This is a genomic window from Chitinophaga sp. (assembly GCF_039596135.1).
GTDB lineage: Bacteria > Bacteroidota > Bacteroidia > Chitinophagales > Chitinophagaceae > Chitinophaga.
In genome coordinates, this window is the sequence record NZ_JBCNKH010000012.1 from 117,237 (window position 1) to 137,235 (window position 19,999).

11 protein-coding genes are annotated in these 19,999 nt (G+C 47.0%); all 11 read right to left on the minus strand.

All coding sequences use genetic code 11. The features are described 5' to 3' along the window. Positions 1-8: 8 nt before the first annotated feature. Positions 9-1,712 (minus strand): RagB/SusD family nutrient uptake outer membrane protein, encoded by a 1,704-nt coding sequence (locus tag ABDW16_RS10940; protein WP_343669694.1) that lies wholly within the window; start codon positions 1,710-1,712, stop codon positions 9-11. A gap of 10 nt (positions 1,713-1,722) precedes the next feature. After that, positions 1,723-4,527: a TonB-dependent receptor gene (locus ABDW16_RS10945; protein ID WP_343669696.1), complete on the minus strand. Its 2,805-nt coding sequence runs from the start codon at positions 4,525-4,527 to the stop codon at positions 1,723-1,725. 1 nt (position 4,528) lies between these two features. Beyond that, on the minus strand, positions 4,529-5,434 hold the full coding sequence (locus ABDW16_RS10950) for a glycoside hydrolase family 43 protein (protein ID WP_343669697.1): 906 nt from the start codon (positions 5,432-5,434) through the stop codon (positions 4,529-4,531). A 105-nt stretch (positions 5,435-5,539) separates the two neighbouring features. Further along, on the minus strand, positions 5,540-6,874 hold the full coding sequence (locus ABDW16_RS10955; RefSeq protein ID WP_343669699.1) for a glycoside hydrolase family 140 protein: 1,335 nt from the start codon (positions 6,872-6,874) through the stop codon (positions 5,540-5,542). A gap of 7 nt (positions 6,875-6,881) precedes the next feature. Beyond that, positions 6,882-9,899, minus strand: coding sequence for a DUF6298 domain-containing protein (locus ABDW16_RS10960; protein ID WP_343669701.1), 3,018 nt, complete (start codon positions 9,897-9,899; stop codon positions 6,882-6,884). Then, positions 9,889-11,985 (minus strand): DUF3826 domain-containing protein, encoded by a 2,097-nt coding sequence (locus tag ABDW16_RS10965; protein WP_343669703.1) that lies wholly within the window; start codon positions 11,983-11,985, stop codon positions 9,889-9,891. Before ABDW16_RS10965 ends, ABDW16_RS10960 begins: the two co-directional genes overlap by 11 nt. An 18-nt stretch (positions 11,986-12,003) precedes the next feature. Then, entirely contained in the window at positions 12,004-13,773 is a 1,770-nt protein-coding gene (locus ABDW16_RS10970; protein WP_343669705.1) for a RagB/SusD family nutrient uptake outer membrane protein, read from the minus strand. Positions 13,774-13,784: 11 nt separating this feature from the next. Beyond that, the gene (locus tag ABDW16_RS10975; protein ID WP_343669707.1) at positions 13,785-16,937 is read right to left on the minus strand and encodes a TonB-dependent receptor; all 3,153 of its coding nucleotides are present in this window, start codon (positions 16,935-16,937) and stop codon (positions 13,785-13,787) included. Between the two features lie 546 nt (positions 16,938-17,483). Beyond that, positions 17,484-17,732 carry a hypothetical protein gene (locus tag ABDW16_RS10980; RefSeq protein WP_343669709.1) on the minus strand — a complete coding sequence of 83 codons (249 nt, stop codon included), beginning with the start codon at positions 17,730-17,732 and terminating at the stop codon, positions 17,484-17,486. A 90-nt stretch (positions 17,733-17,822) separates the two neighbouring features. Continuing rightward, positions 17,823-18,257, minus strand: a complete 435-nt coding sequence (locus tag ABDW16_RS10985; protein ID WP_343669711.1) for a MauE/DoxX family redox-associated membrane protein — start codon at positions 18,255-18,257, stop codon at positions 17,823-17,825. Between the two features lie 486 nt (positions 18,258-18,743). Beyond that, positions 18,744-19,703 (minus strand): T9SS type A sorting domain-containing protein, encoded by a 960-nt coding sequence (locus tag ABDW16_RS10990; RefSeq protein ID WP_343669712.1) that lies wholly within the window; start codon positions 19,701-19,703, stop codon positions 18,744-18,746. Positions 19,704-19,999: the final 296 nt, after the last annotated feature.

The following is a 19,999-nucleotide window of genomic DNA, read 5'->3' on the forward strand; positions in this document are numbered from 1 at the left end:
ATTTTATTTTAATAGCCGGGGTTCTGCCCGAATTCAGCTCCGTTCGTTAGTGCATCTATCTGTGTCTGCGGCACAGGGCGTAGCCGATGGTATTCCTGTACCTGTGTTACATCCGGGTTGTAGGTATGAATACGTTCTACCAGCTTACCCGTACGTTTCAGGTCGAACCAGCGAACATGCTCGCCCGCCAGTTCTCTCGCTCTTTCATCGAGAATGAAATCGAGGGTCACATCACTGGCAGAGATCTGCATAGCAGCTGTGTAATCGACAGGTGTTTTCTTAGCAGCTCTTGTTCTTAATACATTGATGTAAGCAGCAGCGGCGCTATTATCTCCCAGCTGAAGAGCAGCTTCCGCACCAATGAGGTACATCTCTGCCAGGCGGATGACTAATATGTCCAGAAAACCGGGTTGTGCATTGGCAGCCGAACGGGTGATGGGGTCCATGAACTTCTTGAGTGGTACATAGTCATTTCCTACCCTGATAGTTCCATTCGTATTATATACACTATCCCTGTCTATCACCAGGTAAGGGCGGGTACTTTTGTCAGGTACTGAGTGCCTGGTGATGTACATTGCCGTATCCACGCCTACCACCATGGTATGCCCTACCAGTGATGGGTCTTTGCCATAGTTTTTTACATCTGCTTCTGTCCAGGTATAGGCTTTGTTGCAGATCCACACTGTTTGAAATGAACCATCAAAGCGGCTGTCTTTTTCATCGTCAAAGAAGTCCAGCAGCGCACGGGTAGGCATAAAATAACGTGTACCATCCCTGCCATAATCCATACTTTGCTGTAAACCGGGCTTAGAACTATAAGTGGTGAGGAACCACATGTGCAGGCGGTTCGCATTCTGGTCATAATCCAGTGTGTATGTCAGTGAGTTACTGATGGTGTACAGCGCCTCTTTGTTCTGCTTATTGTTTTTAGGATTGAAAACATCTCCATAATTATCCCACAGTGCTACACCAAATTCACTTTTGCGGGCGATGATCTCATCTACGGCAGCTTTGGCTTTTTTGAAATATTCCTGCTGTTCACCACCAGTATAATAATAAGCACAGGCAAGGTTGGCACGTGCCAGCATGGCAAGCGCAGATTTTTGAGTAGCCCGGCTGTATTCTGCACCATAGCTCAGGGGCAGGTGCTTTGCTGCATATTCCAGGTCACTGAGAATGAGTTTGTAAAAGTCTTTGACATCGCTGCGGGTTGCTGTCACGATCGCATCGTTTGTTTCTGTAGTAGACAGGATTACACCACCCCACTGTTCTACTACATGGTAGTAATAGAATGCGCGGAGGTAGCGCAACTCTCCTAACCGCTGATTGCGCATCACCGTATCTGTAAACCCGGCATTGTCAATACGGTTGATACCTGCATTACAGATATTGATGGCGGTATACATGTTCTTCCAGGTAGCGATGTTGGGATTACCTTTGCTGGGAATAAAGTTCTCATAGCGCATCAGCTCATTGGCATAATTAGCGCGCTGTGCATTGAACCAGAGGTCTGTGCCCATTTCGCCCATCCATTCTCCATTGTCTTTTCCATACCAGGCACGTTGTTCTGAATAGGCGGAATTTACTACTGTGGCAAACCCTTCCGGGCTGGACCAGATGGCATCGGCAGTAATGCCCGAAGGATTATATTCATCGAGGCTACAGGCTGTCGCACCTGAGAGCATTAATATGATGAGAAAATAGTTTTTCATTTGTTTGGGTTTAGAAATCCACATTTAATCCTACTACTACCTGTTTGCTCAAAGGAGATGATTCAGCGCCACCTCTTTCCGGATCATAATATTTCAGCAGGTGACTACGTGCCTTTGTGAAAATATTGGCAGCAGTCGCATATACACGCAGGTTTTCGATAGAGAGCCTGCTACTGACTGCACGTGGCAATGTGTAGCCCAGTGTGATATTTTTCAGTTTGAAATAAGACCCGTCTATGTAGAGCATAGACTGATAACCTGCGTAGTCGCCGAACTTGGTACCTTTCCTGGGGCGGGGATAATCATTTGTCGGGTTTTCAGGAGTCCAGTAGTTCACGAATGCAGGTCCGCCACCTTCGCCACTGGCATTATAGCGACCCAGGAACTCACCATAGATCATCTGACCCCAGCGGGCGTAAACAAAAATGCCCAGGTCAAAAGCACGGTAGGTAAATGTATGTTGCCAGCCGACAGACCACTTAGGAACAGAAGAACCTAAGTATTTGCGGTCGGCATCATTAATGACACTATCGTGGTTCAGGTCTGCCACCTTGATGGTGCCGGGTTTGAAAGGTGTACCACCCAAAGTGAGTGCAGCGGCTTTATCCGCTTCGTCTGTCTGCCAGATGCCCAGTTTCTGGTAGGTATAGAATGATTTAACCGGGTGGCCCTGCAACAGTGAATTTGTTTCTTTGTCGATTACATCTTTGCCCCCTACCAGGCTCCTGATCCTTTCCCTGTTTGTCGTGAAGGTGATAGTGGATGTCCACCTGAAATGCTTGTGAGCAATATTCACCGTGTTCAATGCGATCTCTATTCCCTTGTTGTTGGTAGCGCCAATATTCTGGTATACAGATGTCACTCCCGTTGATACAGGCAGACTTCTGAGCAGCAGCAATTTGGTGGTTTTGGTATTGTACGCATCGATGGTGGCATTGATACGACTGTTGAAAAATGACATATCCAACCCTACGTTTGTAGTGGCAGAAAGCTCCCAACCAAGATTGGTATTCCCGATAATGGAATTAAAGATATAACCGGAAGCAGGCACCTCTCCGAAAGAGATATTATTTGCCTGTGTGAGACCTGACTGGGTACCATATTCAGCGATGCCTGAGTTGCCTGCTATTCCGTATGTGACCCTTAGTTTCAGCTCATCGATATTGCGCGCATTGCGCATGAATGCTTCATCGCTTACCCGCCATCCCGCGGAGACAGAAGGGAATCCAGCCCACTTATGTCCTACGGCCAACCGGGAGGCGCCATCCACTCTTTCACTGAGCTGAAACAGGTAGCGGCCTTTGTAGCTATAATTGATTCTGCCTGCAAATGACATGGTCGCTGAACCTTTGTAGGTAGACAGCAATTTTCTGCTGGTAGCCTCTGTTGCATTCAGGTTATAAAACAATTGTGTGCCCAGTACCTGCTTCACCCCTGACCCCGTGCTGGTATCAGCATCCTTGTGGGTATAGGTGCTCAGGGCAGTGATGGTGATGGCATGATCGCCTTTATCCAGTTTGTAGGTGAGCACATTGTCCCAGTTGTAGAAGCGGGTATTACCATTGGTTATTTCTGTATAACTGGTGGCATCACTCGCCCTGTTCAGCGAGGTAGCTGCCTGGAAGATACCATCCCTGTTAAAGCTGATGAAGGTGCCAAAATTGGATCGGAAAGTCAGCCCTTTGATGGGTGTGAGGTCCAGGTAACCATTCATGAACACCGTCGTGCCAATGGTCTGATCGGTGGCTACTTCCGGCCCTCGGTCGTCTGTAAGGGGGGAAATGGTGTTTGTATTCCCTGCTACCGGGTAGACGTTTACATTACCATTTGCATCGTAAGGTACGCCCAGCGGTGTGGTAGACAAGGCTACACTCATAGGGTCCTTCCGTTTATTGAGGGTCGTATAATTGATCTGGCTCTGGATACCGGCTTTGACAAAACGGGAAATTTCCTGGTCCAGGTTCAACCTGACTGAATAGCGGGTAAGATTGGTATACTTCAGGGCGCCGTTTTCCCTGTAGTAGCCGAAAGACATAAAGGCTTTAGTTTTGTCAGTACCGCCGCTTACGGATACGGAATGACTTTGCTGGGTACTGTTGTGCAGGAGCAGGTCTACCCAATTGACCCACTGTCCTTTCTGAATAGCATCGTATTCGCCCTGGTTGGCAAAGATGGTGGCATCGCCAGGTAAGGTTTCGCCGGCGTTGAGAGTAGCTCTCCAGGCTTCCCTTCTGAGCTGCAGGTAGCTTTCGCCCAGGCGGGGCGGCGGATATTGGGTATACCCGTTTGTACCATAGTAACCGTTGTAGGAAACTTTTGCCTTGCCGGGTTTTCCTTTTTTAGTGGTGATGATGACTACTCCATTAGCACCCTGCGAGCCATAGATCGCGGTGGCAGAGGCATCTTTTAATACTTCCACGCTTTCAATGTCCGAAGGATTCAGGTAAGACATGCTGCCCCCCTGCAATCCATCGATGATGTACAGGGGGCCGTTGCTGCCGGCAATGGAGCGGGTGCCCCTGATGAGTACATCGGCGCTGGCACCGGGTACGCCGCTGCTACGTGTAATGTCCATACCGGGTACCCTGCCCTGCAGGGATTCCAGTGGGTTAGCTACAGGTGCCTGCATGATCACATCTTTTTTGATGGTGTAGACAGCGCCGGTAAGGTCTCTTTTTTTGACAACGCCATACCCGATTACAACGGTTTCATTCAGATCGCGCACCTTCATGGAATCGGGCGGATGATGTGTGGTGTCTTGTGCGTAAGTGACCGCACAACAAATGGTCAGGAGGATAGTGAGGGATGCTCGCATACTATTTGGTTTGGGCTAAAAGTCCTTTCAGGACCTTTGTCGTGGTTTTGAATATGGTGCCGTGCTTATGTCCTGTTGGCAGTGAGACCTTGGCTGAGATATCGGTAAAGCTTTTGAAATCGATTGTTTTTATTGCGCCGTAAAGATGGGTGCCATAGTTATCGTAATAAATAAGCCATTCCTGCCCCACTTTGGTAGCGGATGGCCCTTCAGTCAGTTTATCTGTTAAAGGCGCTGAAACGGCCTGATATGGGCCTGCAGCATGCTCGCTGAAGGCGACCCTGATATCCCTTTCCGGGCGGGTGTTATCTTTTACGACCAGTACGTATTTGTGGTTGGCTGCTTTGACCACGGTGCCGTCTATGACGCTGTAGCCAGGGTCAAAGAACAGTTTTGCAGGTGAAAAGGTCACGAAATCGCGGGTAGTGGTGTAATACAGCCGATGGTTGTTGTTTTCTTCTTCAGCTCCTTTTGGGAAACGATTGGGAATAGTGGTACTCCAGATGATGAGGAACTGGTTATTTTCATCATCATAAAAGAGCTCAGGCGCCCAAACGTTGACAGCGGTAGGTTCATGCTCCATTACGGGAATATATTGTTCTGCTGACCAGTGGACCAGGTCTTTGGAGCTGGCATAACCAAAGCCTTTATCGCCTTTCCAGGCGCTGGTCCATACCAGGTGGAATGTGCCATCAGGGCCTTGTTGGATACTGGGATCACGCATGATCTTTCCACCTACCGTGGGTGTGAGAAAAGATCCGGGGATGTCAGTCCAGTTATAGCCGTTGTGGCTATATAGCAAATGAAGGCCGTCCTGACCGGGCTCCCGGAAAGATGTGAACAGGTACACATTCTTTCCGGAGCGGCAGGCAATACAGCATATTAGCAGTAAGTAAATAGGTTTCATAACAAGTGGAATCTTTTATTAGCTGTCGAAAATTTTATTGCCTTCGGCAATAAAATTTTCGACAGAGAGACTGGCTTGCAGCCGGCTGGAAAAAATTGAGTTCTATCAAGACCTGTCTAAAATCAATACCCAGTCATTACCTTCCTCTTCCTTACCGGGTGGATCAAATACCTTTACGCCTTTGTTTGAAAATGTGCCTATCCGGGAGGTGTATCCCGTGCGAGGATCATACCACGATGCTTTGATATAGCCTGCTTCAATTTTGCCTAACTGTGCAGGAATGCTACGACCTGTGGCAGTGTAATAGAAGGCATATGTCTTGCCACGGGTAGCCAGAATACGCTGGTGCCTGGTACCGGTGTCCTTTGCCAGCAATGACTGGTCTGGTACACGATCAAAGTAGGAACGGGAGAGCAACAATTGCTTCAACCATTTCATCTGGCCTGCTCCCGCCGCATTGAGCGCATCGGTGTACACTTCTCTCACACCATATACCCCTTTCTCTTTTGCTTTGTGAAACTGCATCACCGAATTATGACCATAGGTAAAGCCTGCGCCACCGGCAAATACAGACCAGTAAGCATAGCGCCGTACATCCTTGTCAGACCAGTAAGGTTCTTTCGGATCATGCAATCCCTGTGGAATGCTTTCATATGATGGTTCGCCATCCAATACGGGTTTTACAGGGGTGCGTTTGTAATCTGCCTGTACATACCTGAAGTTGTCTTCCCCGTATTTCTTTACTGTAGTATCCTGATTATAGCGCTGGTGGCCGGATTGGAACATGTTGAAATTCAGCCATACTGCATTGTGAAACCAGTCAGAAGACTGTGCACGGCCTCTTGGGTGAAAGGTCATGAGGTGTACGGAATCTTCTTTGTGCAGGGTATTGCCGATGGCATTCCATACGCGGGAAGAGTCACTCCCTTTGATGTCGCCACCATTCAGCCAGATGATGTTCTTCTTGTCATGGAAGCGGGAAGCGAGGAAGTGTGCATAAGTGGTGGCCGCTGCTACAGAGACTTTCCCTTCTTTGACAGGCGAACCCCATATTGGAACTAATGCCATGTAAATTCCTTTGGCAGCAGCTTTGTCAACGACAGTTTCTACGAAATCGAAGTACTTTTCCTGAGGTGCAGCGAGATTGTTTTTTAGCAGTGCTGAATCTCCGCTTTGATTCACTGCGGCCAGCTTCGGCAACAACATGACCTGTATCACATTGAATCCCTTCTGCTGGCGGTCTGCCAGGTAATGGTCCACCTCTGCCTCATTCAGGTTTGTAAATAATAACCAACCGGTATCTCCTAACCAGAAGAACGGCTGACCATCAGCTGTCTGGAAAAAGTGCCCGTCCTTTGAGACCTTCAGTGGCAGTGTTTTACTTTGCCCGTAGGTGAAGAACGGGAGTAATAATACGTATAACAGTGTATTCCATTTCATGCTTAAACTATTTGCGGCTTATCCATAACACAGCGGGAGACTGTTGTGGGTTATGGAATTTAAAACTACTGATCTTTTTGTTACTGATCAGATGTCCATCTTTCGCATCTATCCAGCGGGCAGTGCCTTTTACGTCTGCGTTTACTGATATTTCTGTACCTGCATTACAGTAGATGATGTATTCGTTTGCTGTATTTTTCAGCGCCATTACACCGGGCAGATCCACAGGTTGCATGTCGGCAGCGGCGGTTAGAAAGCCCGGTACTTCAATTACAGGAATGTCTGGCAGAGAACCGCCGGCCATGAATACCGCCCATCCAAAACGATCGTAGCTATCTGCCGAATAGATGACTGCTTTCTCAGGATATTTTTCCCGGTATTCCCGCACTGCTTTGTACACCATTTCTTCACTGGTCTTTTTAGGTTTCAGCAGGCGTGCATGCTGACGGGGCGCCAGGTTCTGACCACCCTGTGGTGCGTAGGTTTTACCATCCTGCTGGTAATGCCAGTAGCGAATGTCTATCAGGTCAATGGCATGCGAGTAGGCAGGATTTTGCAGAATGGAATCCTGTACATCCTTCGTTGTGCTGAGACCTATTATGCAAATGGATGAGTGTTCTTTTTTATACGCATCAACAGTATTGGTCCAGAACTGCACAAAGTGCAGTGGTCCGGTGAATTCGGCACCTATTAACTGTATCACATTGCTGTAGGTGCTAAAATTCTCCATACACTGACGAATATAAGCCTGATGCAAAGCACGACGCACCGGATGTGTGGTATCGTAAAACTGCGCTGCCATGAAGATACGCTTGCCACCGGCATAAGGCGGTGGCTCCGGGAAACCCGTGTTATTCACATTGTTTGCGGGGCGCCATGGGAAATCTGCATAGTGGGCACCCGCCTCGATGATATTGTGCTGGAAGTAGTTTTCATGAATCAGGACCTTGCCCTTGGAGGCAAACTGCTGTAAACGGTTCCAGTACCAGGTGTTGTATTTTGTGATATCATATTTGCTGAGACCATCCCAGGCAGTACCTTCACCACTGCGAGCAAAAGGTTGTTCATAGAATGGCGGCCACACATCTCCGTCTATGCGCAATACCCGCTCATGGTCGTCTCTTCTTCTTTCGTACCAGAGGCCATAGTTGTGATCAAAGGCAATGATATTGTTTCGCTCCATCCAGTTGACCACACTATCCAGGTCGTCTGTAAAACCAGTGCCCGTACGGCCGGGGACGAAACGTGTCAATGCAGGCACCGCTTCTTGTGCATCTTCAGGACGGATACCTCCCCGCCACCACGGCTCTTCGTGACGACCTCCGGTGAGGAGTTGCCTGTCCTGTAAAATTTTCCCGTTTTGAATGTGTATAACGTGTGTAGGAGGGTAAGCAATCCATTCGCCTTTTTTGCCCGGGCCTACCTTGATTCCTTTTGTATTGGCAGCAATAGCAGGTCTTTGGGCAATCCATTCCTGTAAGGTCAATGCCGGTTCTTTTGACTGGGCAATCAGCTCAGCCGCCTGCTGCGGAGAAGGACTGCTGGATGCTTCAGAGGTAGCAGGCATCAATTGTGCCCTGTCTGATACATCTGTGCCCAAACGATCTGCCAGCTGTGCATAATACAGGCTGCGTGGATTGATATATTCATTGGAGCTATTCCAGTAACCATTGCCCTGAAACTGTGCCCAGGCACCAAATGACCAGTTCACAGCCCCCGGCGGTGCAGGGCAGATTATTTTTGCAGCAGCACACTGCCAGAGCATGCTATTGGCTGCAGACCAGCCCGCACCCTGTCCATCCTGTCCCCTGTCAGGGAAACCCAATGCCTGCCCTGTCACCTGTACATTATCCAGCAATACGCCGGAGGCCCAGCTATCTAATGTACCGCTGTAGCTAAAGGGCATCCAGGATTCACATTGTACAAATGCATTGGGACCAGCTGCACAATAGCCTACTCCAAAATCGTGATAGCCATATTGTGCATAGATACGCTGGAAAAGCGTTTGCTGGCCGGCGGTAAAAAAGGTATTCCTGCGCTGCCCCCCTATTTCGCTCACAGGTGCTAATGAGATACAATCTTCTACTGTTATACGCCGGGCAGTTTCCCAAATGGCAACTGCTGAACCGGCAAAATGTTCGAATGAGACCTGTCTGACCCAGCTATCTGTCGCATTTTCGATGGTAATGCCCATCCAGCGATGATCTTCATCTTTGGGTCGTTTTTCATCAACAGCAGATATACAACGAAGGTTTTCCACACCCACATGTGTAATCTGGCCCGGCCATTGATAAGCCGTAATGGTAGAGATACCGTAAGTGGTATCCAGTGCAGTGGTCAATGGTGCATCGAGCGTGACCTGGTTGCCATGTACTGCCAGCACTTTGCGATCCCAGTGAATTACACGCTCATTTGGTTTCCAGCCTAAAGCCGTAATGCCTCCGCCAAAATGCTCCGTACCTAATTGTGCGATCCATGCTTTTGTACAGGGACGGGTGATTTCTACCCTGTCTCCTGCTTTAAAACTGGCCTGCGCCACAGTAATAGTCGTAGCATTCACTGGTACATAGGCATCGATAATATTCACAGCAGTACCATAGTGCTTGTTATTCACCCCTGCTATGCAGATCAGCGGCGCACGATCTGTACCTGCTCCCAGCAAAATGGTTCCAGGTCCGCTACCTCTCAGTACTACATTACCTGCATTTATGCGTAAGGTGCCAGATACCTGGTAGGTGCCCTTTTCAAGTAACACAGCTCCACCACCAGCTACAGCCACCTGATCGATCGCTGCCTGTATATCGCCATCTACCGGCACTATTATACGTGCAGGTACATCCGGAATGGTACTATCCCCGGCCATATATCCACAATAGGAATAGTCAGGTATACGATTGCCCAAGGCGTCTGGTGTATATACCAAACGCCCTTGTTTACCTACCGATACCGGTGGTGGTATTTTTTGCTGTGCTGTTGCTGTGAGTGACAGGCAACAAGCCAGCGTCCATAAAAGCTTATTTTTCATTCCTACGTTTCTTCCAGTCTGCTTCCGCTTTTTTCATATCAATACCGGATGCTGATAAATAGTTATTGATCCTTCCCTTGTACTTACCGAACACGGCATGTTTTTGTTCAGATGTACCTGCATCCATAGCATGTTCACGGGCTTCTATGAGCCAGGTCATGATCTGTTGCTGTTGGGCAGGGGTCAGGTTAGGCAGCATATCCAGGTAAGCATTGTAAGTGACAGACAGTATACTGTAAGTCATACCGTCTTTTACTTTAGTGACCTGTTCTGTGGTTAATACGGAAGCAAGTTTTGACAGGTAGCGCTGGTGCAGTTCATGCATGAGCGCCGTATCTTTTTTACCCTCGTTGTCTTTGATATCTATATATTGCTGTGCAATGATAGCCTGTACCTGGTCGTTTTTAGCAGGCTCCTCTATTCCCAGTGCGGATACGATTTTTGCTACACGCTCATTGATGATCATGGTATAAGGTTTCTTATCACCTTTGATATCATTCAGGAAATCTTCGATGTTGGTATAACCATCCCCATTCTTGTCTTTTGTTGCATCGCTGGCATCTTTTGGATTCAGACCATGTTTGGTTTCCCACTCATCGGGCATACCATCGCCATCGGAATCTTTGTAAGGTTTGCCTTTGTATTCAGGATATCCACCTACCTGTGCGATGTCGTAGATGATACCTTGTTTATAAGAATCCGGTGCCAGTCTGCGCTTGATATATTCACTACCGATTTTGGATTCAGTATTCTCTTTGTAAAAGATCTTGCCGGTACGTACCTGTTCGATCACTCTTTTATCTACAGGGTCACGCACAGGCAGGGTAGCGCCCGCATTATCCAGTACATACTGATAAGCATCGTTCGCAGAAAGGATCGTGATCTTAGGCATAGGTGCCGGATGGTCTACTTTCATATCTGCCATGTATTGACCTGCATTGCCCAGGTCTTCTACCTGCACACCGCCATCCCAGTTATTTTTGGTGATGTTATCATAGCCTTCCATGATATTACCGGATACATAGGTTCTGCCAAACTGTTGGTATTTCAGTTTGCTGCGGCCGGATTCTGGCTTGATAATACGATGGCCTACATTCTCATCTCTGGGTGTGATAGGACCGGGTTTGAAATAGTTATTGATGATATTGAATTGTGAACGGTAATCACCACCGTCTACGGTACGATGTTTCCAGTTGAATACCACGTTATTCACAAAGTTGAACACGCTGAACCAACCTACTGAAGGGTTACGTCCTGCATTGCAAGCCCAGAGGTTTCGGATGAAAGCGCAGTTTTCCCCACCCAGTGTACTACCGAAAGCGTGGTTGTAAGTATCCAATGCCTCGGAGGAAATACAGTTCTGAATAGTGATGTTGACAGTCGGGAGTTTTTCTTCCTGGTAACCTTCTCCCGGGTTGTACATATGACGGTACAGAGAGATGTTTTCATCCAGGCCCCAGCTGGCAGAGCAGTGGTCGATGATGATATTGCCTACAGGGTTTCCACCCAGGGCATCGTCACGACGGCCCACGGTTGTTTCGCCCCTGCGAAAGCGCATGTAGCGGATCACTACATCATGTGTATCGATCCAGAAGCTTTCGCCTGCTACACACACACCATCACCAGGCGCTGTCTGGCCGGCGATGGTGATATAGGGTGCCCGAAGGATAATGGGGGTCTTCAAATGGATGATACCGGCTACGTTGAATACCACAGTACGTGCGCCACCCTGCTCACAGGCTTCGCGCAGTGTACCGGGTCCATTGTCGGCCAGGCTGGTTACAACATATACTTTACCGCCACGACCACCAAAGGTGTATGCGCCGCCACCTTCAGCTCCCGGAAAAGCGGGAATACCTGCCTGTGCCAGGTCAGTAGGCCGGGAAGCATACGGAATGTAAGGTTTGCCATTGCGTGCTTCCTGCGTTACAATGGGTAATGCTTTCTGCCACATGTCGTCGGCGTGCTTCTTCGCACCATCAAGCATGGAATCACTTACCTGCTGTACAGCTTTTGGTATGGTTGGATATTGAGCAAATGCATGATGCCCGAAACAAATTGCTGCCAGTATGAAATACTTTTTCATCGGTTATTTAATTTCAGATTATTCGTAAGGATTAAAGGTGCCGCTGTTCCATCCTTGTGTCTGTTCCAGCGATGGGTTCCGTTGTATATTAGTGGTAGGTATACCGTAAAAATAATAATTCGAAGGATAATTTATAGGCTGCTGTGTATCCAGGTTACCCACTGTTGCGGTGAAATAAGTAGTATAGTCAGCGCCATTGATATCCAGCTTATCCCGCAGCATGATGCCTTCGGCGTCTGTTTTTTCCAGCATGGCTACGGTGTAAGGTGCTTTTACTGCAATTGTGAGAATCTTCCTGGTAGTGCCATTCAGCTTGTCAAAGAGTTTATTGCGGCGCAGGTCGTCGTAGCGTTTGCCTTCGAATGCCAGTTCTATACGGCGTTCATTCAGGATCACTGTGCGCAGGGCATCCTGCGACAGGCCGGCCTGCAAACCATACATGTTGTCTGTGCCCGGGTTAATACCAGCTCTTTTGCGGATAGCGATGAGCATATCGTATGCTTCCTGTGTACGGCCGGTTGCATTGGCGCATTCTGCAAGGTTGAGCATCACTTCGCCCAGCCGCAGTTCTATCCAGTCAGTTTTACCCAGCTTGGTATTATCCTTAATGGTAGCAGTATTACAATTTTTGCGGCAATAAAAACCAGTTACGCAAGGTTTACTTTTATCATCAGTCATACCTGTATAATTCCATTGTCTGCGGTTAGTTTTATTGCTCAGCGGCCATGTACAGCCATTGTAAGCGATGGTGGCATCAAAACGGGGATCGCGGTTTTTCCAGTAGTATACAGAATCATAACCGGAGGTAGCATCATCGATGGCCTTACCATCTTTGGTAGGATAAGCTTTGACCAGGTCTAAAGTAGGTTGATATGAACCTCCACCCCCATTGGATTCTGAGTAGGGACGCGCAGCATCGTCAAACGTACTGGCTTTGTTAGCACCATCGAATGAACGGAGCATAATTACTTCTTTATTGCCTGAACCTTCATCCAGCCATATGTTAGCATAACTTGAATACAGTGCATAGCCATCTATGAGCAGGGTATCGTAGGCATTTCTGTTTGCCTGGTATGCACGTTCCCAGCGGGACTGATCATTGTTTGGGTTGAACTGCGGACTTGCCCAGTACAACAGCATACGGCCTTTGATACCTAATGCAGCCCCCCTGGTAATACGACCTCTGTCAGCACTTCCCCAGCTAGCAGGGCATTTTGCTGCCATATCAAAGTCTCTCGCGATGGAATCTATACATTCAGAAGTTTTATTTCTCTTTACATACAGATTTTCTGTGATCCAGTCCTGTGGGTGGTTCAGATAAGGAACACCCCCATAGAGTTTCACCAGCTGGAAGTAGATCCAGCCACGAAGAAAGTATGCCTGTGCCTTGATTTTGATTTTAGTATCTATATCCAGGCTTCCTTTTTCTATTTCAGTGAGCAGGATATTGATCTTGCGGATGTATGCCCATGCATTGTTAGATGCATTACCACCATAGAAGTCCGTAATATTATCTACTGAGAGTGTACCATACCATAGCTTGGCATCACCCCCATTATAATCGTCTGCCAGGTCGTGAATAGCTATCGGCACAGTGCCTGATCCCTGCAGGTTTGGCCATGTAGGCATAGCTATGTCATAGAGCCTGTTCAGGTACAGGGTAGCTGTGGATTCGTTATTCCAGGTCATTTCATCAATACCGGAAAGGTCTGTTTTATCCAGGATCTTGGAACAGGAGCAAAGCCCCAGCAGGAGAAAGATGTATATATAGTTGATCTTACTTTGCATAGTTGTTGATTTTACAAACTCAGGTTCAGGCCAAATGTGTAGGTACGCAGTGCCGGATAATCCACTGCCAGGTTTGTAGCCGGATCTTTGTAAGGCTGATGGTTGATGAGCACCCACAGGTTAGAACCAGTCAGGAACATGCGCAGCTCAGGAATTTTCCATTTTGCTGACAGTGCTTTTGGCAGGCTGTAAGACAATTGTGCGTTGTTCACACGCATGACTGTAGCACTACGTACCCAGAAGTCAGATACTTCGCTGATGAGCGGTGAGTTCATGAGCGGATACTTTGCATTTGTATTGGTGGGTGACCATGAGTCTTTCCAGATACCAAGTGCGCGGGCATTTTCTGTAGGTGGTGTTCTGGCTGTTTTATCGTATGCTTCGTAACCACCTACCTGCAGGCTGATATTAAAGCTCAGCTTCAGGTCTCTCCAACCGGCACCAAGGTTAAAGCCCATTCCAAAGATGCTGCTGCTTCGGGATGCGATACGGGTTTTATCGTTGGCATCTATTTTACCATCACCGTTGATGTCTTCGTAGTTCATGTAACCTGCAATGAGCGGGTTACCATCAATCGTCCAGCCGGGGTGTGCAGCCAGGAAGTTTTCCGCATCTTTTTGTGTACGTACAATGCCGGTAGATTTATATCCTTCCATCCCATTGTCTGTTCTGCGGCCAATGGGATTTTTCCAGGCAGTATCGCCAGCGCCATAGTATTTGCGGATTACCTTGTTGTCGCTCAGACCAAAATTGATGGCGGCAAAGTATTTGAAATCTTTATTGATGGTACCATTGTAGCCAATGGAAGCTTCAGCCCCCCATGATTTCAGTCTGCCATAATTCTGATCTGCAATGCCCCCGCCAAAGGTAGTAGGCACTGTGCTGGTAGGCTGTTGCAACATATCGTAGTTGTAACGGTGCCACAGGTCTATCGCGAAGTTGAATTTTGAATTAAAGAAGGTACCATCAAAGCCCAGGTTTTTGTAGAGGGCCTTTTCCCAGGTGATGTGTGCATTGGGAATATCATTGTTACTCAGACCGCTGGTGTAAGTGCTGCCGAAGAGCATACCCGTCGTCTGGGTATATCGTTCCTTGTATTGGTAGTTCTTCACGGCATCGTTACCAGTCAGCCCCACCTGGAAGCGGATCTTCAGGTCATCGATAAACTTCACACTGCTATGGAACCATTTCTCCTGGGATATTCTCCAACCCAGCGCCACGGATGGGAAGTAGCCCCAGCGGGAGTTTTTAGGGAAATTAGGAGAAGCATCTGCACGGAAAGTAGCTTCCAGCAGGTATTTTTCTGAGAAACCGTAGTTTAAACGGCCCAGGTAACTCACACGACCTGTTTCACCTGCAGACCCACCGTTGTCATAAAGAGATTTATCCTGGCTGAAGGCAAACAGTTCATCAATGCCCGGAATAACGACCGTTTCACGACGGGTATTGAATGCATCACTCTGTGATTCCGCCTGTTCAGCTACGAGCAGCAGGTTAACGTCGTGCTTACCAAATGTGCGGGCGTAGGTAATCATTTCATCCAACTGATAGTTGCTGGAACCACCGTAATTCTCCAGCATCACATTACCATTCTTGATAAATGTAGTTGGGTTGGTAGTGGTGGTTTGATTGGTAAAGATCACGTTCTGGCTGGTCACGTGCACGCCTTCTCTGATAAAGTTGTACAGGTAGTAGGGTACATAGTATTCCTTGCCGAAGTCAGTGCGGGCATTGCGCCCGTATTGTACGCGGAAGGCCAGGCCTTTGACGGCTGGCAGTTTATAATCCAGCGCGGCGTTGATGGTTTGCCCCTGCGATTTAGTTCTGGCATAACTACCGGTTTTCACCAGTTCTGAAGGGCTCCAGCCGGGTACAGAGGAGTACACGGGTTTACCATCAATATACATAGGCACCCATCCCGGGGTAAGCAACAGTGCACTCACAGTAGCGCTCATCTGGTCTGATTGTTCAGTGAGCCCTGATTGAACGGTTTTAGGTGTAGGTCTGTTGACGATGGAGTTGTCAGTAGCAAAGGACACCGTAGCGGTCAGGTTATCGACGATTTTGGCATTGATACCCAGGCGAACGCCGTATTTATTGCTATACAGATCGCCTACGTTTCCGTCTTCTTTATAGTAGTTAGCACCTGTAAAAAAGGTTACCCTTTCGCTACCACCGCTTACATTGATGGTATGGCGGGTAAGGTGTGATTTTTTCCAGACATCATCAATCCAGTTGTAGTTGTGCGATTTGAGATAAGTCAGTTCCTCGTCGGTGTAATATTTTGCAGTGTTGGCATCTTTTAGACTAGTATACTTGTTATTGAGCATGACAGCCTGGTCGTAGCCGGTAAGCATTTCAGGAATGTAGGTAGCGTTGGACAAGCCATAGGAACCAGCGTAGCTGATACGGGGCTTACCGGGTTTGCCCATCCTGGTTTTTACCAGTACCACACCGTTTGCCCCCCTGGCGCCGTAGATAGAGGCAGCAGCGTCTTTAAGAAAGGAAATACTTTCCACCATGGTAGCATCCAGGTTGTCAAAGTCTGCCTTTGTCATCTGGAACCCGTCTATTACATAGAGCGGATCGGTAGACGCGCCGGTAGCAGCCCAGGTAACAGGGTTACGGATGGTAAGGTTGGTAGTGGAACCGGGGCGGCCGGACGACTGGCTGATAGATACACCGGGCACCCTGTTTTGCAAGGCGGTAGCCAGGTTAGCTACTGGCAGGTCTTCTACTTCGGCAGTGTTTACTACCGCAACAGAGCCCAGTACGTTTGCGCGCTTTTGCGTACCATAGCCGATGACGACGGTTTCATTCAGGGATTTCACGTCTTTTTCAAGAAAAGCATCGATGGATTCCTGCCCGTTGACAGCGATTTCCTGGGTGATGTAACCAATGAGGGAAATAACGATGGTAGAGTTTTCATGAACCTTCAATGTGTACGATCCATTGGGAGTAGTAGTTGTTCCTTTGTTGCCTACTTTTACGCGAACTGTTACTCCGGGTAGCCCGGATTTTTCATCTGCGTCGTAGATTTTCCCTTTTAAGATTATTTCTTTTGCCGGCATAGCAGGTGTGGTTTTCTGCTGTGCAAAGGCCGTGGAACATAGAAATAGCAATCCTGTTATCCTTGTCAGGATACATGGTAGATTTTTAAACATTGCCCGCATTATTTAAGGCATATACAATGAGGGACAGTCAGCGCATGGTGGTATGTCTATAGCAGGCATACGGCCCACAATTTTAATGGGTGGCGTCCCCGGTTTTATCCCCGTGTGAGAACTTTGATCGGTATAGCTATTGCTATACTACGATTTTGTAGTAGTAACATTCAACAATGAGAACCTTACCCTGAGATGGTGATATTCATACTTTTTCATACCTGATGGAATTTTATACAATTTTTCAAATTGGATAGCAGGGCGCGGTCTGCTATTGGTTTATGGGCCAGTCTACAGTAAAAAAACGCCGCTCATAATCATGGAAATTACACAACTGCAGTTGTCATCTTCGGTGTCTCACTGACACTAATAGGTGCCAAGCTACACAAAAGTTTAGGCAAAAGAATAGATCAGGGGAATTTTATTTACGCAATCGTTGCCGGAAATGATTAGTGGAGAAATCGCTTCCTGTAGAAGCACAAAACGTTGCTACCGGCGGTAGCAACGTTTTGCTGGTGGCGGGGCAGCCCTGAATTGGGCTTACCATCACTCTTTGAAGGCACGGGCTATGGATGTAGTAGTAGGATCAGGAGATGAATAGGCGTAAGCGCACAGCGCTCCGTTTCCTTTACAACCTGTAGGTGGATTATCTTTATCGAATGTCGATCCCAGATATTCATACGTGTACGGGTCATACCAATAGACGAGAGACCTGAAAGATTTAGCTGCCTGTGTGGCGCTAATGGTTACAATGGTGAATACTGCTGCTAATGCAGTAAGACGGATGTGTTTCATTGTTTTGGTTTCTAGTTTACGAGGTTAAAGTTTGGCATATGTGATTTAATTAGTCGTTGAGCTTTTGATACAAATGTTGTGCTGTTAGTATTAATGCTGATTTAAAATTCGATATGTATTATGCACCAGGTAAATGCCTGCAATGCACAGTAATAAGCATGCGGCATCAAACCACACATGTGCATTCCAGCTCATACTGCTGATGATTCCTCCGCAGGTGCAGGGCAGATGGCTACCGCTACTGAGCAATATACCCAGGTAGACCAGGAATCCTGCAAAAAGGATAGCGCTGGCAATGAAAGCTGTCATGCGAAATGCAGTGATCAGGAACATTGCTGCGAGCAATACTTCACCTATTGGCAGTGCCCAGGACACAATACCAGACCAGGCTGCGAGCAGGGGCCAGGGCGAGATACTCAACTGGTATCTGAAGGTGGCATGCTCAAATAGCTTGTTTAATCCGGTGTACAAAAACAATATGACGAGTAATGACGCAATGATTTCAATAAGCAGTTTCTTTTTCATTTTTCATAACATTTCATGAGTATACGGTGGACATATTTAGGGTAATATCTTCAGGCATTATTACAGAAAAGTACCCCTCCTGATATCGTTACAGGCACGATTCAATCAGTACATAATATTGACCTGTTCTACGTGTAGAACAGCAAGGAAAAAAAGAAACAATACCAGGAGTAATAAATTGGCTATTGAGACTCTTTGGCTAATGATAAATTAAATGCTGATACATGATTCTGTTGTAGTCATATTACATTCTAACGGATATTTTGAGTTCTTATGTTCTTTAGCAGACCTGTTTTGTTGGATGCACGGTTCAGATTTTCACGTCTCATAAGCGGGGGGGCTACCAAAAGTTTAACATAACTTAGTAAAAGTAGGGAATTATTTGGATATAGCGATAATTTTTCTATGTAAAATAACAGTCATTTTGCGCTTGTCATTTTGGTTTTTATCAAGCAGCAAATTGCAATGGATTGCGAGGAGTATATACTAATGGACTACCATTACATTTGTATAAAAACTATAATCTTTCGACTTCGTGAACAGCATATACATACCTGAAGGAAAATTGCTCACATCAATAGTGACGGTCAATCCATCCAGTGTCATTTCCTTTTCAAATACAGTAACACCATTGTAACTCATTAATGAGATCACCGCTTTTTCACTCACAGCTGGCACGTATTTTACGGTGAGACTACTGCTTGCCGGGTTGGGATATATCTTGTCAAACATGCCGGTGGATACTGCTGTCCGGGTGAGTACCACCGATGCCGTATTAGGGTTTCCTGCCTGATCTGTCGCTATACTATCGGGGATTTGCACAGTTAACTTACCATCATGTATCGGGGTCACAGTTGCTGTAATGAGGTTATTACGCACACGATCAAAGTCAGACAAAATAGCATTGACAACGATAATGCGGCTCACATCAAAAGTGCTGATCGCTTCACTGAAACTGATGCTCACACTGAAAGGTGCAGATATCGGACTAGCTGTAGTAGATAGTAATCCGGATGTAGGCCGGGTCATATCAAAATATACTTTGCTATTGTCTGTAGTCTCGTTGATAACAGTCAATGTATCGCCAGCATCGTTGATGTAAACAATGTTGAATAATACCTCTCCTTCCATATCTGTATCTGTCATTGTCCATGATGCGGTATACTGCAGATAAGACACGGCGGTAGGTGTCACATTATGGCCGGCAATGGTAACATGGGGTGAAGCAAGATCACTACTGGCAATAAAAGATAGGGTCACTACATCCCCCAGTTTTGCAAAGGATGTATTCTCATTGTCAGACACTATATTGACGTTGGTTACTTCTCCCGAGGCACTTGTTTTACCAAAGCTTTGTGCGTTAGCATCAGCAAATACAAAGGAAAGTATACAGCATGATATAATGAGCCCCTGAGCTATGGTTTTTCTTATTAAAAAGCGGTCCATTAGGATAGGGATGTCCGGTTTTTCTTTTACAGGGGTAAAATTATAAATAATTATTTAAAGAAAATAATAATATGTCGATAATAAAAACAGCAAAACGCGATACAGGCAAGGATTAAGGACCCGAAAAACTGCTTATCATCTGGCTTTCAATTGATAAGGCCCAAAAGCTTATTCGATAGCAACCAGGGCTAGCCTGCTTGCAGAAAAAACTGGACAAACCTGATTTACCAATGGTTGTTTATTAATTAATAAATACATATTTCAATACATCCATCTTAATTGGGCATTATAAGCGT